Below are 13,430 nucleotides of genomic sequence, written 5' to 3'. Positions count from 1 at the left end.
GCCGGCCGGAACGCCGGGTCGGCCCGCTCGGCTGGCCCCGGTTCCGGCCCGGCCTCACTCCCCCGCGGTGAGAAGGCGGTGCAGGTCCTGGAGGTCGTCGGCCCGCAGGTCGAAGGAGTCGCCGGGGCGTGGCGCGTCCCCTCCGGGGCGCGGCACGTAGGCCGTGCCCATTCCCGCGGCGGCCGCGGCCCGGAGGTCCCAGGCGTGCGCGGCGACCATGACGGGCGTCCCGGCGTCGGACGGCGCCGCGGCCACGGCCGTCGCGTACACGGCCGCGGCGGGCTTGTACGTGCCGGCGTCCTGCGCGGACAGCACCTGGTGCCAGCGGAGCCCCCGGTTGCCGCTCAGCCCGGCCAGCGTGCGCCGATCGGCGTTCGACAGGCCGATCACCGTCATGTCGCGGCTGAGCAGATCCAGGCCGGCCACGGCATCCGGCCAGGGCCGCAGCCTCTCGGAGGCGGAGGCGAGGCGTCCGACCGCGCCCGCGGGCAGCAGCCCGCCGTCGGCAAGCCACTCCAGGGCCTCCCGGTCGAGCGCATGGCCGGGAACGAACGGGCGGTCGCCCTCGACGATCGCCTGTTGCTGCCTCGCGACGTGGCCGAGCCAGGCCTCGACGACCGGGTCCGCCTCGACGGCGTCGAGCCCCGCGGCTTCGCTCACCTCGTCCCGGAGGCTTCCGGCCTGGTCCACCAGCGTGCCGAGGACGTCGAACACGACGGCGCGCCGCGGGGCCGGAGCGGGTCGGAAGGACATGCCCCGGACGATACCGAAGGTGGACGCGGTCGCATCCGCGCCCCGGGGCCCGGGCACACGGCCAGGCCGCACCTCCACCCCCGGCCTATGCCGCGCGCGCCGGCACGTCGTCGCGGGCCCGCATCAGCCTGTCCGAGCCGGCGAGACGCGCGACCAGCCGCAGGCGGGTCCGGCGGGGCATCAGGCCGGCGAGCCAGCCCGCCGCGGCACCCGACCGGCGTGCGCGCGCGCTCGGTCCCGGCGTCCTGCGCTCCAGCGCGCGCACGGCGGCCGCGGCGACCTGCTCCGGCGTCTGGAACCTTCCCGGGTACTGCGCCGTCCCGATCTGGTCGAAGAACTCCGTCGCCGTGAGCCCCGGCGCGAACGCGAGCACCCGGACGCCGCTGCCGCGCAGCTCCGCCCAGAGCGCCTCGGTGAAGGAGAGCACGAACGCCTTGCTCGCGGCGTAGACGGCCATCCCGGGAATCGGCTGGTAGGCCGCCTCGCTGGTGACATTGACAAGGGCCCCGTGGCCGGCGGCACGCAGATCGCCGAGGAACGTGCTGGTGAGGTCCACGACGGACGCCACGTTCACCGCGATCTCGTCGGCCAGCCGCTCCGGGTCCTCGTCCTGAAAGGCTCCGTCGGAGCCGAAGCCGGCGTTGTTGACGAGGCTCGTCACGGTGATGCCCCGCCGCCGCAGTTCGCCACGGAGCGCCGGACCGGGGCGAGACCGGGACAGGTCGGCCGCCGCCGTCGCGACCTCGACGCCGTGGGTGGCCCGCAGTTCGGCCGCGAGTGCGTCGAGGCGGTCCAGGCGCCGGGCCACGAGCACGAGGCCGGATCCGCGGGCGGCCAGTTCGCGGGCGAGGGCCGCCCCGATGCCGGAACTCGCGCCCGTGATCAAGGTGGTCTGGGATCGGAAGTCGAGTACGTTCATGTCGGCATCGTAGGACACTTCTGTCACTCAGTGCCATCTTTGGCTTCGGCTGCCTGCCGCCGGTTAGGATCGCGCCATGACCGACGACGCCCCGCCGAGCCTGCGCGAGCGCACCCGCCGGGCCGTCCATCAGGAGATCGCCGGCTCGGCGATGCGGCTGTTCCTCGAACAGGGCTTCGAGGCCACGACGGTCGACCAGATCGCCGCGGCGACGGGCATCTCGCGGCGCTCGTTCTTCCGGTACTTCGCGACGAAGGAGGACGTGGTGCTCGGCGAGCTCGTCGGCCGGGGCCACGCCATCGCGTCGGAGCTGGCCGCGCGCCCTGCCGAGGAGCCGCCGTGGACGGCGCTGCGCGCCGCGCTGGTGCGGTTCCGCGACACCCGGACCCCCGACACGGAATCGGAACTGAGGCTCGGCGAGATGCTGTACGCCACGCCGACGCTGCGCGCCCGCCACCTCGAGAAACAGCTCGCCTGGCAGGACCTGCTGGTGCCGGTGCTCGCCGACCGCCTCCGCGCCACCGCCGTCGAGGGCACCGGAGCGAACGGTGTCGGCGGGAACGGTGCCGGCGGGACCGACGCCGGCGGCGCGGACCCGGAGCTGGCCGCCGCCGCGATCGTCGCGGGCGCGCTGGCGTGCCTCGACATCGCCGGTGCCGCCTGGGTCCGCCGCGGGGGAACCGTCCCCCTCGACAAGCTCTACGACGACGCCGTCGCCACGATCCGGAGCACGTGAGGTGGGAGCACGGCCTGCGGACTCAGCCGATCGTCCAGAGCTGGTTCGGGCCGAGGTGGCACTCGTAGACGTTGACGCCGCTGCCGTTCTCCGTGCCGGCGGCCTCGACGTCCAGGCAGAGTCCCGTGGCGATGCCGCGGACCGTGCCGTCGCCGGGCGCACTCCACCGCTGGCTGTCGCCACCGTGGCACTCGCGGATCGCGACAGCGGCGCCGTTCGCACCGCCACTGGCGTCGTCCAGGCACTTGGTGCCCGAGATGCGCAGTTCACCGGCCGGGGTGACGGTCCACTGCTGGGCGACACTGCCGTTGCAGTCGAAGATCTGGAGCGTCACGCCGTCCGCGAAGTTCGCGCCGGGCACGTCGAGACAGCGGCCCGATCCCGTGCCCGTGAGCGCCACGACCGGCGGGTCGGGTGGCGCGGGGGCCGGATCGTCACCGGGCGGCTCGGTCGGCCCGGCGGCGGAGGCCTCGGACGCCTCCCCGTCCGGCTCCGTGACGGCCGACCCGGACGGTCCGGCGGCAGGGGTGGGGCTCGCGCCTGCCGGTGACCTCAGGCCGTCACCGGTGAGCAGCCACGTCGTGCCGACGATCGCACCGACGACGAGCACGCTCGCGACCAGCCACGTGACCAGGGTCGCGGCGCCGGCCCGGGCCGGCGCTCCGGCGTCGTGCATGCCCATGCCCTCCCCTCGCGACGGACCGAGGAGACCCTACCGCGCGCCCGCGGCCGGACACGGCACGCCGTGGACCGGCGCCGGTGTCCGCGCCGACCACCCGGGGGTGGCCGGCGCAGACACCGGCGCGAGACGTCGCCGCGCGTGACGTCGATCAGCCCTCCGCGGGAATCTCCGCCGTCACCTGGAGGTACGCCCGGCCGAGGGTGTGGCCGAACAGGTTGAAGCCCAGGAACGCGGGGGTGGACCCGGCCGGAACCCCGACGGAGTCGACGTCCAGGGCATGGACCACGACGAAGTACCGGTGCTCGCCGTGCCCGGCGGGAGGCGCCGCGCCGATGAAGCGCGCCGCGCCGGCGTCGTTCGGCAGCTGCAGGGCACCTTCCGGCAGACCGGAGCCGGCCTCGTCCCCCGCGCCCTCGGGCAACTCGGTGACGTCGGCCGGGATGTCGGCCACCGCCCAGTGCCAGAAGCCGGACCCCGTCGGGGCATCGGGGTCGTACACGGTGACGGCGTAGCTCCGGGTCCCCTCGGGCGCGCCGCTCCACGCCAGGTGCGGCGAGACGTCCTCGCCGCCGGGGACGCCGAACGCGCCGGACATCTGCGCGGCGGGCCACTGCCCGCCGTCGGTGACGGTCTTGCTGGTGAGAGTGAACGTCGCGGTCTCGGGGAGACGGGCGAACGGGTTGTTGCCGCTCATGCGTCGGTCCTTTCCTTCGGTCTCTCCATCGGCCTCTCCTCGGGCCGGAAGTGCCGGCCGGCCCGTCCGGCACCATCCTGCCGGATGGCGCAGACCGTAACACTTAACTCCGATGACACATAAACCGCTTGTCGAGATAGTCCGCGTGTGCAACTATCGACCTTGTTCGCGCCACCTGGAACTACGAGAGGAACTGACATGCCTATCGGGCTCATCGCCCTGGCACTGGGAGGGTTCGGTATCGGACTGACCGAGTTCGGCATCGTCGGCCTGCTGCCGGAGATCGCCGAGGACTTCGGTGTCACCGAGTCCGTCGCCGGCCTCCTGGTCTCGGGCTACGCGCTCACCGTCGCCGTCGGGGCGATCGCGCTGACGGCGGCCGTGGTGCGGTTCGACCGCAAGACCGTGCTGGTCTCCCTCATGGTGCTGTTCATCCTGGGCAACCTGATCTCGGCGGTCGCGCCCGACTACCTGACGATGCTCGGGGGCCGTGTCGTCGCCGCGTTGTGCCACGGCGCCTTCTTCGGCGTCGGCGCCGTCGTCGCCACGAAGATGGTCAAGGAGAACCAGCAGGCGAGCGCCATCTCCCTGATGTTCGGCGGCCTCACGGTCGCCACGGTCGCCGGTGTCCCGCTCGGCACCTTCCTCGGCCAGCAGCTCGGATGGCGCTCGACCTTCTGGGCCATCACCGCCATCGGCGTCGTCACCCTGATCGGCATCCTCGTGCTCGTCCCGGCGATCGAGGCGGCGAAGGGCAGCAACCTGCGGCAGGAACTGGTGGCGTTCCGCAAGTTCCAGGTCTGGGTCTCGATCCTCGTGGGCGTCCTCGCCTTCGGCGCGGTCGTCGGGGCGTTCACCTACATCGCGTTCACTCTCACCGAGGTGAGCGGGTTCTCCCCCGCCGCCGTGCCGTGGCTGCTCGTCGTGTTCGGCGTCGGCGCGTTCGTGGGCAACCTGGTCGGCGGGAAGATCGCCGACCGCGCCCTGACCCCCTCGCTCGTCACGCTGATGGCTCTGCTGGGAGCCGTGCTGACCCTGTTCGCCCTCACGGCACAGAACCAGGTCGCCACCGTCATCGGTCTGGTGCTGCTGGGTGCCGTCGGCCTGGGTACCGCCCCTGGCCTTCAGCTGAGGATCATGACGTTCGCACCAGAGGCGCCGACGATGGCCTCCAGCGCCAACGTCGCCGCCCTGAACGTCGGAAACGCCTTCGGAGCCTGGCTGGGCGGCGTGACGATCGCCGCCGGCTACGGGTTCGTCTCACCGCTATGGGTCGGGGCATCACTCGCCGCCGGTGGTCTCGTCGTACTTCTCGTCGGTACGGCGGCGATGCGCCGGTCCACCGGAGCGTCGGCTACCACCACGGTGGCCGCCGGTTCCGGCGCCGCCCGCCAGGACGCCCCGTCCTCCGTCAGCGCCTCATCGGGCTGACCTCCACGGCGGCCGGCTCGCGGCCGGGCCGGCCGCCGCCACGGAGCTCGTGCCCCGGTCCGGCCGGGCCGGACGGTACCGGCCTCCGGAAGCCCTGCCTGTGTTACCGTCAGGGCCCAGCCCAGCCGGTCACTCGGGAGGTTGATCCGTGGTGATGCCAGATGACGAGGTCGAAGCCCTCGTCCATGGATGGCGTCTCCTGGCCGTCCTGCACTCCAGGATCGAGGTCCGCCTGGAACGCATGCTCCAGGAGCGCTACAAGCTGAGCGTGAACGAGTACGGGGTTCTCGAGCTCCTGTCCCGCCAGGAGAAGCACCATCTGCGCATGGGCCAGCTCGCCATGGCGATGGTGCTCAGCCAGGCGGCCACCACCCGTCTCGTGACACGGCTCGAGGGCCGCGGCCTGCTCGCGCGCGCACTGTGCGACGACGACCGCCGGGGGATCTACACGAACGTGACCGCCGCCGGCCTCGCCCTGCTCGACCAAGCACGTCCGGATCACGACTCCATCCTGAGCGACGCCCTCGACGAAGCCTCGCGCAACCCCGACCTGGCCCCCATCGTGGCCGGGATCCGGGCCGCCGAGTCCCAACCCGCCTCGTGCTCCTGAGGCCCTAGCTGATCGTCGGCCGCCTTCCCGCGGCCGGTACACCCCCTCGCCGGCCGTCCCCGCGCGGCCGGCCACCGTGTCACCCTCCGCCCCCGCGGCGCGCCGACTGCGCGCGGGGGTCACTGCGCCATGCAATTTCCCGCCGGCCCCCGGCGGGCGTCCCCCAGAAGACAGCACCATTCCTCGGTAAGGAGTGTGCACCATGGCTCACGGAACATCGACGATCTCGCCCACGTTCGAGCGTGCGATCGCCGCGTATCTCGACTCGGCCGAAGCCGGCCCCGGCAACATCGTCGATTCGCTATACCACACGGACCTGGCGGCGGCATCCCCTCATGCCATCACGGAATATCTCGCGCAGGGCCGCGAGGCCCGGCTCGTCGGGGTCTTCCCCGGCCTCGGCAGCAGGGCCGCCTACCGTGACCTCGGCTCGTTCCTCCTGGACGCCGGGATCGACGAGATCGCCGGGATCTACGACGAGGCCGCCCACACGCTCGGCGTGGCGCCCGCGCGTCTGCTCGGCTCGCCCGACGACCTCCCGACAGGCCGGCTCGCACGGCAAGGACACATCGGCACGCTCGTCGTCACCCACAGCCTGGCCCTCGAGGCATACCTTCGCGCGACGGCCGAGCGCAACGGTACGGCCCTCACGTTCCGCGCCTACACGGGCGAGAGCTTCGGAATCCTCAGCGCCGCGATGGCGAGCGGAAGCCTGTCCGTGGCCGACGGAACCCGGATCGCCAAGATCTTCACGCCGCTGTCGCTCGTCGCCGCCGAAGGACTGCACGACGGCGAGCCGCTCGCCCGTGAGCTGGCCGAGTACCTACCCGCCGACTCCGTGGGACGCCCTGTGGCACCCGAGCCCTACCACGTGCTCGGGGTACAGGGGCCACCCGACGTGCTCGCGGCGGCCTTCGAGCAGGTCAGCAACGCGTTCGACCCGCGGGACGTCGAGGTGCACAAGCGCTACTCCCCCACGCAGACCAACGTCTACGTGCGCGCGGGCGCGCGGACCGCGTTCGACCGCCTCGTGCGGGGCCTGGGCCCGGTCGAGGTCTCCGAACTGAAGGAGCCGACGACGTTCCTGGCGCACTCGGCGCGCATGGCGCCGGTACGCACCGGCCTGGAGTGGTTCATGGAGGTCAACGGCATCCAGGCCATGACACCGCGCGTCCCCGTGATCGCGAACCACCGCTCCGGCGTGCTGACCGCCGCCGAGGATGTGCACGAGGCCATCCTCGCGATGACCGACCAGGTCATGGACTCCCATGCGACCGTCGAGGTCCTGGACGCCCTGCACAGCGACCTCGCGATCGAACTCGGGCCCGGGGAGAAGTCGGTCAAGCTTCTCCAGGACAGCAACGCCCGCACCCCGGTGATCGCCTACACCGGAGCGTCGGTGGACGCCCACCGGCTCTTCCGCGCGATCAACGGTGTCAGCGGCCTCAAACGAGAGCTCGAACAGATCCGCTCCCAGGGCGACCAGCTGGAGCCGCGCCACCTCGAGGTACTCCGATCACTGTTCCGCTCCTTCGCCGACGACCCGTTCACGGAGGCCTACACCGCGCGTGCCATCAGCCGGATCGTCACCCGCGAGATGCTCCGCACCGAGCAGGACGGTTCCCCGGCGTACTACCGGCTCCTCGAGGCGTTCCAGCACACCCTGGCCCACCGGCACACGATCGACGTCGGCGCCGGTGAGCTCGTGCTGCGCTCCCGGCGCAAGAAGCGGACCGTGGGCGACCGCGCCCACCTGGGGCGGAACTACCTCGAACTGCGAACCGTGGACGCTCGCGGCACCTTCTCCGACCGCTGCGTCGCCGACACGGGAAGCCCTGAGACCCTGGTGCTGCGCTTCACGGGCCTTTCCGGGGCGGACGACATGATCCTGCGCCGGCAGGTGCGGCGGCTCGTCGCGGACCAGCCGCTCGCGCGCATGGTCCGTGAGAGTCTCACCGAGCACAGCGGGCACGCCGTCCCGGTGACGGGCACGGTGGACCGGATCACCTACCACTACTCGCTCTACCACCTGATGCGCCTGTACCGCCCCGCCGTGCTGGCCCAGCGTGACCAGTACCTCCAGGGGGACGACCCGCTCGGCTGGCTCTCCGCCCTCGCCGTCTCCGGGGCGGCCTCCCCGGCGGACGTCGTCGAGCTCTACGAACTGCGGCGGCATGGTACGCACGACCGTGACCTTCTCGTCCGTGCGCTCGATCGCCTGGAGGCCGTGCTGCGGGACGCGCGCACGCCGGTGATCGCCCCCGACGGCGTCCCCCTCTACGGCAGGCGGGACATCGCCACGGCGACCCGGGCGGTGTTCCTCGACGGGGTGCTCGACGCCGGCGTCCGCGCGACGCACCTGGCCGGAGAGACCTGGACCGTCTCCTTCCTCCCCGCGGCCGCCGTCCGCCCCGGCGCCGGGACACCGGAACGGACGATCGTCCTGACCTCGGATCTCGACCTGTCGAAGCGAGGTGTCAACGTCCCGCTCGACCGGCTCGACGACGACTCCGCGCTCGACCTCACCGTCGAGAAGCGGATGGTCCTGCACCACGCACAGGGCCGCAGGATCCTGAGCACCACGGTGAACGGGTACATCGGGTCCGACGAGCGTGTCGTCGGGTTCGGCAAGGGGGGCAGCGAGTCGATGACCGTCTTCCTGGTCAAGGACGGGAGCACACGCACCGTCGTCCGCAAGATCCTCAGCGAGGCCCTCGTCACCGCCGCCTGGCGGCCGGACGGTACGGGCGTCATGCTCCCCCCGTTCGCCAAGGCGCGCCAGCAGGCCGAGTTCCTCCGCCACCTCCCCGACCCGGTGAACCGCCACTTCCCGGAGGTCTACGACGTCCTGGAACGTGAGCTGCCCGCTGCCGGCCAGGACGGGCCCGCCACCCACCACGAGGTCATCTACGAGATGAGCTTCGTCCCGGGGGACGAGGTCAGCCGGTACATCGAGCGCTGCTCACCGCCGCCCCGCGTCGTCGCCAAGATCTACCAGGCGATCTACCAGGTGCTCGAACACGACATCCACGCGGTGGGCCGCGTACCCGCTCCCGGGGGCACCCTCGAGGAGTCCTACCTCCGGAAGATCGAGGACCGTCTCGAACTGTGCCGGCGAACGGCGCCGCGGACCTTCGGCACCGCGCTGCTCGATCCCGAGACCATCACCGTCAACGGTGTCACCCAGCGCAACGCGCTCGCCCTCGTGCGCTGGTTCCGCGAGCACCCCGAGCACCACGAGATCCTCGAACCCCGGTTCCACTCGCTCGTCATGGGCGACACCAACACCGAGAACATCAAGCTCACCCACACCGCCCCGCTCCGGACCGCCCAGAGACTGATCGAGGAGGGTGCGCCCCGCCGGGAGGTCGACGCGGCGCTGGCCGCGATCACGCCGGCGACCCTGGGGATCAAGTTCCTCGATCCACGGGCGATCGGTTACCGCAGCACGGGCCGGGCGACCATCGACGACCCGATGTACGACAACAAGCCGTGGCACAACTCGATCGGTCACTACGACGAGATGCACTTCGAGCACTTCCGGCTCGACGTGCGCACCTCCGCCACGGGGGCGGGTGCTCACGTGCGGATCGAGTTCGACGAAGGGAATCCCTTCCAGCGGGCATACCAGGTCCGCGACGTCGTGGAGCGCGGCCTGGACGTGGACCACGAGAGCCCGCGCGGGATGGAGGACCACTTCGCGACGGTCATGACCGAGGCTCTCGGGCTGGACGACCCCGCATCCCCCTACCTCGCCGACGACCCCTACTGGCTGGTGCGGTTCGTCTTCATGATGGGCACCCACTTCACCGCGATGCCGCCGTTCCACTTCCAGGCCGAGCTCGACGGAACGCTCACGGACACCTACCACGTGCAGCGCCGCCCGGTCGCGATCTACTGCGAGGGCATCAAGTGGCTCAACTGGACGGTCGAGATCCTGGAGGGCAGGCGGACGTCGTTCCTCGGGGTCCCGGTCCCGGCCCTGCCCTGATCCGCGGTGCCGGCTCACCGACCACAGAACAAGGGGGAATCCACGATGGGAACAGCTTCGACGACACCGCCCGTGACCGGACTCGACGACCTGGGCAACGAGTCACGCACGATCGCGACGCCCTGGAGCCGGCTGGTGCGGGGCATCGGCCTCGGCCAGTACCCGGTCCGGTTCGACCCACGGGCGGCGGACCGCATCCGCACGGCCTTCGACCTCATCGGCGCACGCGTGACGGACGCGAACGCCTACCACCGGTTCAGCCGGCTCATGGCCGAACTCGCCCTCGACGTCACCGACCCACGGGTCACCCTCGGACGCCAGGCGGCCGGGCGACGGATCGACGACGTGCTCGACGCGGTGCGCCGCGTCGAGGACCCGTACTGGCGAGTCATGGCCGGCTGCATCCTCCTGGACGGCGCGGCCAAGCTCGGCCTGGAACCGGCGCTGGTCTCGGACGACGCCATGGACGTACCCGCAAAGGTCGTGGCCATGGTCGACGACATCGAACCGGACCGCATCCAGGACGAGAACCAGGGCAGGCACGGCGACTACGAACGGCTCTCGGCCAGCACGGCGGTCCTGCTCGCCCACGGCCAGCTCGGGATCCAGCAACGGCTGGTCACCGGCCCGCGGAACTTCGTCCTGGACGCGCTGGACCTGCTCGAGCACATCCCCGGCCCGTTCTTCCGCGGGCGCGGAGGCTCGATGCTCCTGACGGCGACCTCGCTGCTGGGCCTCGAGGATCTCGCGCTCGACGGGGACCGGGACCGTGTGCGGGACGTCCTGGACTACCTCGACCGGGCCGACGAGCTCGCCCTGCCGCCGGCGTTCCCGCAGCCGATGACGGAAGCGTTCGGGCGGATCTACCCACTGCTCACGATGCTCAACGCCGTCGCCGCGACCGGCCGCGAGGAGTACCTCACCCACGGGAAGGACCGCCTCGCGGAGGTGCGTGAGCTGTTCGCCGCGCTCTCGTCCGCGGAACGCACGCACATGGGGCTGTACTACATCGTGGCGCTGCACAACCTGGGCCTGACGGGCCAGGAACTGCCCTCGCTGGATCGTCTCGTCGAGGACATCGTCGGGACCTGGCGGAGCGTCGATCCCGGGGACAACTTCTTCCTCAACGGGATCGCCTACCCGTACATGATCCAGACCGCGATGGTGACCGGCCGCACCGACCTCGTGACCGACGAACTGCTGGACCGGGTGGTCGACTCGTACACGGACCTCGAGCGGAACGAGATCGACCGGACGAACCGCCCGTATCCGTTCGGCTACCTCGTGAACGTCCTCGGCGAGCTCGACGCCGTGGACCGGCTCTTCGAGCCCCGGCAGCGGTACGGCGGCCGGTCGGCGTTCGAGTGGGTCGCGGCTCACCTCTCGCCCGACGCCGAGGAGGAGGGCAGCCGGCTCCACATCCTCGATCACGCGCTGATCGGCTACGCACTGCGGCAGCGCGGCGCGGACGCCGCCGAGTCGCGCATGTTCCAGGACTTCACGTTCGGGCTCGCCGAGCGGGAGGCCCGCCCATGACGCGCTGAGACCGGCCGCGCGCGAGTTCGGGGGGAGACTCGCCGCGGTCCCGGGGAACGGGCAGGTGTCGTGTGTACGGCACCTGCCCGTCCTGACGCCGCCCGGACCCGAGCGGCTCCAGGCACCGTCGCCGGCGCTCCGGCACCACACCCACGACGACACCACGTGCCGACGCTCCCTCTAAGGTTGGAACCAACCCGATCACGATTGCATGGGGGCGAGCGTGTCGAGTCTGGATGACACCACCGAGAGGTACATCAAGAACCTGATCTGCGACATCCTCGACGTCAACCCGTCCGACGTCTCCGAGACCAGCCCGCTCGCACGTCACGGGGCGGACTCGCTGGCCACCATCGAGATCATCACGCGGCTGGAGCAGACGCTCGGCATCACGATCGAACGGCAGGACGTGCCGAGGATGGCCGATCTGGCCGGCGTGTACGACGTCGTCGCGGAGGCGGGACGCCGGAAGGACTGAGCCGACCTGTCGGCCGGGACTCCGCGGGACCGCCGGCTCGGCGTGCGAGCCGGCGGTTTGGCGAAGCATGCTCCGCGAGCGGTCAAGCCGTCGCGAGGCGGTACCGGAACCCGCGGTACAGCGCCGTCTCCGGGGCGCGCGCCCCGCGCATCCGTAGCGCATGGCTGACCAGCGCGTGCGGGATCATGTAGAGCCGCAGGCGCTCCTCCTTGCCGCCCTCCGAGAGGTTGGCGACCACCCATTCCAGTGCCGACCGGCCCTCGTACCGCTCGCGCGGCGCGAAGATCAGCATCGCCTCGTCGATCTCACCGAGCACGTTCAGGACATAGCTGACGGGGAACGCGTTGTTGGCCCGGTCGACGCCCTTGTCGAGGTCTCGCAGGGCGTCCACCATGCGCTCCAGCGACCGGTCCGGGATCAGGTCCATCCGGCCGGTGAGCATCGCCAGCTCGATGATGTACGGGTAGGAGATGCCGTCGGGGAAGAAGTTCGCACCCGGGTCGGCGAGATCGAGCACCGCCGTGACCTCGCGCAGGTACGCGTCCAGGTCGGGTAGTTCCCCGTTCAGCCGCCCGAGGTTGTGCAGGGCGATCACGTAGTACTCGCTCATGTGCACCCGGTGCTCCCAGGGAATCCGGTCCAGGAGCGTCCTGGCCTCCGCGAGCCAGTCGACCGGGGTGTTCAGGTACTCGGCCCGCCCGCACACCGCGATGGCGTTCAGCATCGTCAGCAGCGGGTAGACCTTCGACCACGCGGTCGGGATCTCCTGCGGGAAGGACGGGAAGATGCCCAGCTCGTCGGCCCGGGTGAGGTACTCGAGGGTCTCGGCCATGTAGTCCCTCTCGCCGTCGAAGACGTACTCCTCGTAGCCGAGAAGCCCGACCACGCTCAGGAACATCGAGCCGGCACGACCGCGGAAGTAGGGCGCCGGGATGTTCTCCAGGAGGCCGAGCGCCTCGACCACACGGTTGCGTCGGTCCGTGACGAGCCGGTCGCGCAGACCGACCTGGCCGATGGCGAGGAAGACGCTGGACGAGGCCGAGAGCCGCTCGTAGTCGCCGTGCCGTCCACGATTCTCGTCCGCGATCTGATCCGGTGCGATGTCGTCGAGCGTCGCGAGCACCTCCTGCGGGAAGTCGAGTTCATCGTTGACCAGGAGCGACACGTCCAGGTCGAGCTTGGCGAACGTGTCCAGGACGAGGCTGCCGGCCATCGCCCGGAAGTAGGGGTTGCGTTCGGCACGAGCCGCGTCCAGGAGCGCCGTCACCGACCGCGCGAAGCGCGCCTCGTCCCGCTCACGGCCGGGATCCGCGACGCTCAGGACGAGGTCCATCAGCGCCCGGCAGAAGTGCACGTAGTGGTTGGACGGCGGGATCCGCTCCGCGAGCTGGTCGAAGGTCGTGCGGAGGTACCCGGCGATCACCGGGTCGTAGTCGATCGGGTACTGGCCGAGGCCGATGCCCCGGATCAGGCGGCTCCAAGGAGCCACGATCATGCGGGACTCGTTGGACAGGTCTGCCAGTCCGGAAACGGGAAGCCTGCGCGACGTAGCCTTCACCATGCCTCCAAGGCGCGTTCGAGGAAGTGCCCCCCTGGCGGT

Annotated in this window: 11 protein-coding genes; 6 read left to right on the top strand and 5 right to left on the bottom strand. The window is 71.3% G+C overall.

Annotated elements, in window-relative coordinates:
• Positions 1-54 precede the first annotated feature (54 nt).
• The gene (locus J0911_RS08655) at positions 55-753 is read right to left on the bottom strand and encodes a haloacid dehalogenase type II (RefSeq protein ID WP_207275056.1); all 699 of its coding nucleotides are present in this window, start codon (positions 751-753) and stop codon (positions 55-57) included.
• Positions 754-838: 85 nt separating this feature from the next.
• On the bottom strand, positions 839-1,672 hold the full coding sequence (locus J0911_RS08650) for an SDR family NAD(P)-dependent oxidoreductase (RefSeq protein ID WP_207275055.1): 834 nt from the start codon (positions 1,670-1,672) through the stop codon (positions 839-841).
• A 76-nt stretch (positions 1,673-1,748) separates the two neighbouring features.
• Between J0911_RS08650 and J0911_RS08645 the strand changes: the two genes are divergently transcribed.
• Positions 1,749-2,408 (top strand): TetR/AcrR family transcriptional regulator, encoded by a 660-nt coding sequence (locus J0911_RS08645; RefSeq protein ID WP_207275054.1) that lies wholly within the window; start codon positions 1,749-1,751, stop codon positions 2,406-2,408.
• Positions 2,409-2,430: 22 nt separating this feature from the next.
• On the opposite strand, the gene J0911_RS08640 is transcribed toward J0911_RS08645, so the two are convergent.
• Together J0911_RS08640 and J0911_RS08635 are read right to left on the bottom strand one after the other, a co-directional pair.
• Positions 2,431-3,090 (bottom strand): RICIN domain-containing protein, encoded by a 660-nt coding sequence (locus tag J0911_RS08640; protein ID WP_207275053.1) that lies wholly within the window; start codon positions 3,088-3,090, stop codon positions 2,431-2,433.
• A gap of 148 nt (positions 3,091-3,238) precedes the next feature.
• Entirely contained in the window at positions 3,239-3,784 is a 546-nt protein-coding gene (locus tag J0911_RS08635) for a YbhB/YbcL family Raf kinase inhibitor-like protein (RefSeq protein WP_207275052.1), read from the bottom strand.
• A gap of 198 nt (positions 3,785-3,982) precedes the next feature.
• Here J0911_RS08635 and J0911_RS08630 point away from each other — a divergent pair, with 198 nt between their 5' ends.
• From J0911_RS08630 to J0911_RS08610, 5 genes are all read left to right on the top strand, one after another.
• The gene (locus J0911_RS08630; RefSeq protein WP_207275051.1) at positions 3,983-5,215 is read left to right on the top strand and encodes an MFS transporter; all 1,233 of its coding nucleotides are present in this window, start codon (positions 3,983-3,985) and stop codon (positions 5,213-5,215) included.
• Between the two features lie 154 nt (positions 5,216-5,369).
• Positions 5,370-5,825, top strand: coding sequence for a MarR family winged helix-turn-helix transcriptional regulator (locus J0911_RS08625; RefSeq protein ID WP_207275050.1), 456 nt, complete (start codon positions 5,370-5,372; stop codon positions 5,823-5,825).
• Between the two features lie 202 nt (positions 5,826-6,027).
• The gene (locus J0911_RS08620) at positions 6,028-9,816 is read left to right on the top strand and encodes an ACP S-malonyltransferase (protein ID WP_207275049.1); all 3,789 of its coding nucleotides are present in this window, start codon (positions 6,028-6,030) and stop codon (positions 9,814-9,816) included.
• A gap of 72 nt (positions 9,817-9,888) precedes the next feature.
• The gene (locus J0911_RS08615) at positions 9,889-11,352 is read left to right on the top strand and encodes a hypothetical protein (RefSeq protein ID WP_207275048.1); all 1,464 of its coding nucleotides are present in this window, start codon (positions 9,889-9,891) and stop codon (positions 11,350-11,352) included.
• Positions 11,353-11,575: 223 nt separating this feature from the next.
• Positions 11,576-11,830, top strand: a complete 255-nt coding sequence (locus J0911_RS08610; RefSeq protein ID WP_207275047.1) for an acyl carrier protein — start codon at positions 11,576-11,578, stop codon at positions 11,828-11,830.
• An 82-nt stretch (positions 11,831-11,912) separates the two neighbouring features.
• Here the strand turns inward: J0911_RS08610 and J0911_RS08605 are convergent, their stop codons facing one another.
• Positions 11,913-13,325, bottom strand: coding sequence for a hypothetical protein (locus J0911_RS08605; RefSeq protein WP_207275046.1), 1,413 nt, complete (start codon positions 13,323-13,325; stop codon positions 11,913-11,915).
• Positions 13,326-13,430: the final 105 nt, after the last annotated feature.

Origin of the sequence: Myceligenerans salitolerans (assembly GCF_017349295.1) — a bacterium.
GTDB classification, from domain to species: Bacteria; Actinomycetota; Actinomycetes; order Actinomycetales; family Cellulomonadaceae; genus Myceligenerans; species Myceligenerans salitolerans.
This window is presented reverse-complemented; position numbering and strand designations above follow the sequence as displayed.

Coding starts and splice junctions, on each gene's coding strand:
- J0911_RS08625 (WP_207275050.1), top strand. CDS start 5,370: ATGCCAGATGACGAGGTCGAAGCCCTCGTCCATGGATGGCGTCTCCTG.
- J0911_RS08620 (WP_207275049.1), top strand. CDS start 6,028: ATGGCTCACGGAACATCGACGATCTCGCCCACGTTCGAGCGTGCGATC.
- J0911_RS08635 (WP_207275052.1), bottom strand. CDS start 3,784: ATGAGCGGCAACAACCCGTTCGCCCGTCTCCCCGAGACCGCGACGTTC.
- J0911_RS08655 (WP_207275056.1), bottom strand. CDS start 753: ATGTCCTTCCGACCCGCTCCGGCCCCGCGGCGCGCCGTCGTGTTCGAC.
- J0911_RS08605 (WP_207275046.1), bottom strand. CDS start 13,325: ATGATCGTGGCTCCTTGGAGCCGCCTGATCCGGGGCATCGGCCTCGGC.
- J0911_RS08645 (WP_207275054.1), top strand. CDS start 1,749: ATGACCGACGACGCCCCGCCGAGCCTGCGCGAGCGCACCCGCCGGGCC.
- J0911_RS08630 (WP_207275051.1), top strand. CDS start 3,983: ATGCCTATCGGGCTCATCGCCCTGGCACTGGGAGGGTTCGGTATCGGA.
- J0911_RS08640 (WP_207275053.1), bottom strand. CDS start 3,090: ATGGGCATGCACGACGCCGGAGCGCCGGCCCGGGCCGGCGCCGCGACC.
- J0911_RS08650 (WP_207275055.1), bottom strand. CDS start 1,672: ATGAACGTACTCGACTTCCGATCCCAGACCACCTTGATCACGGGCGCG.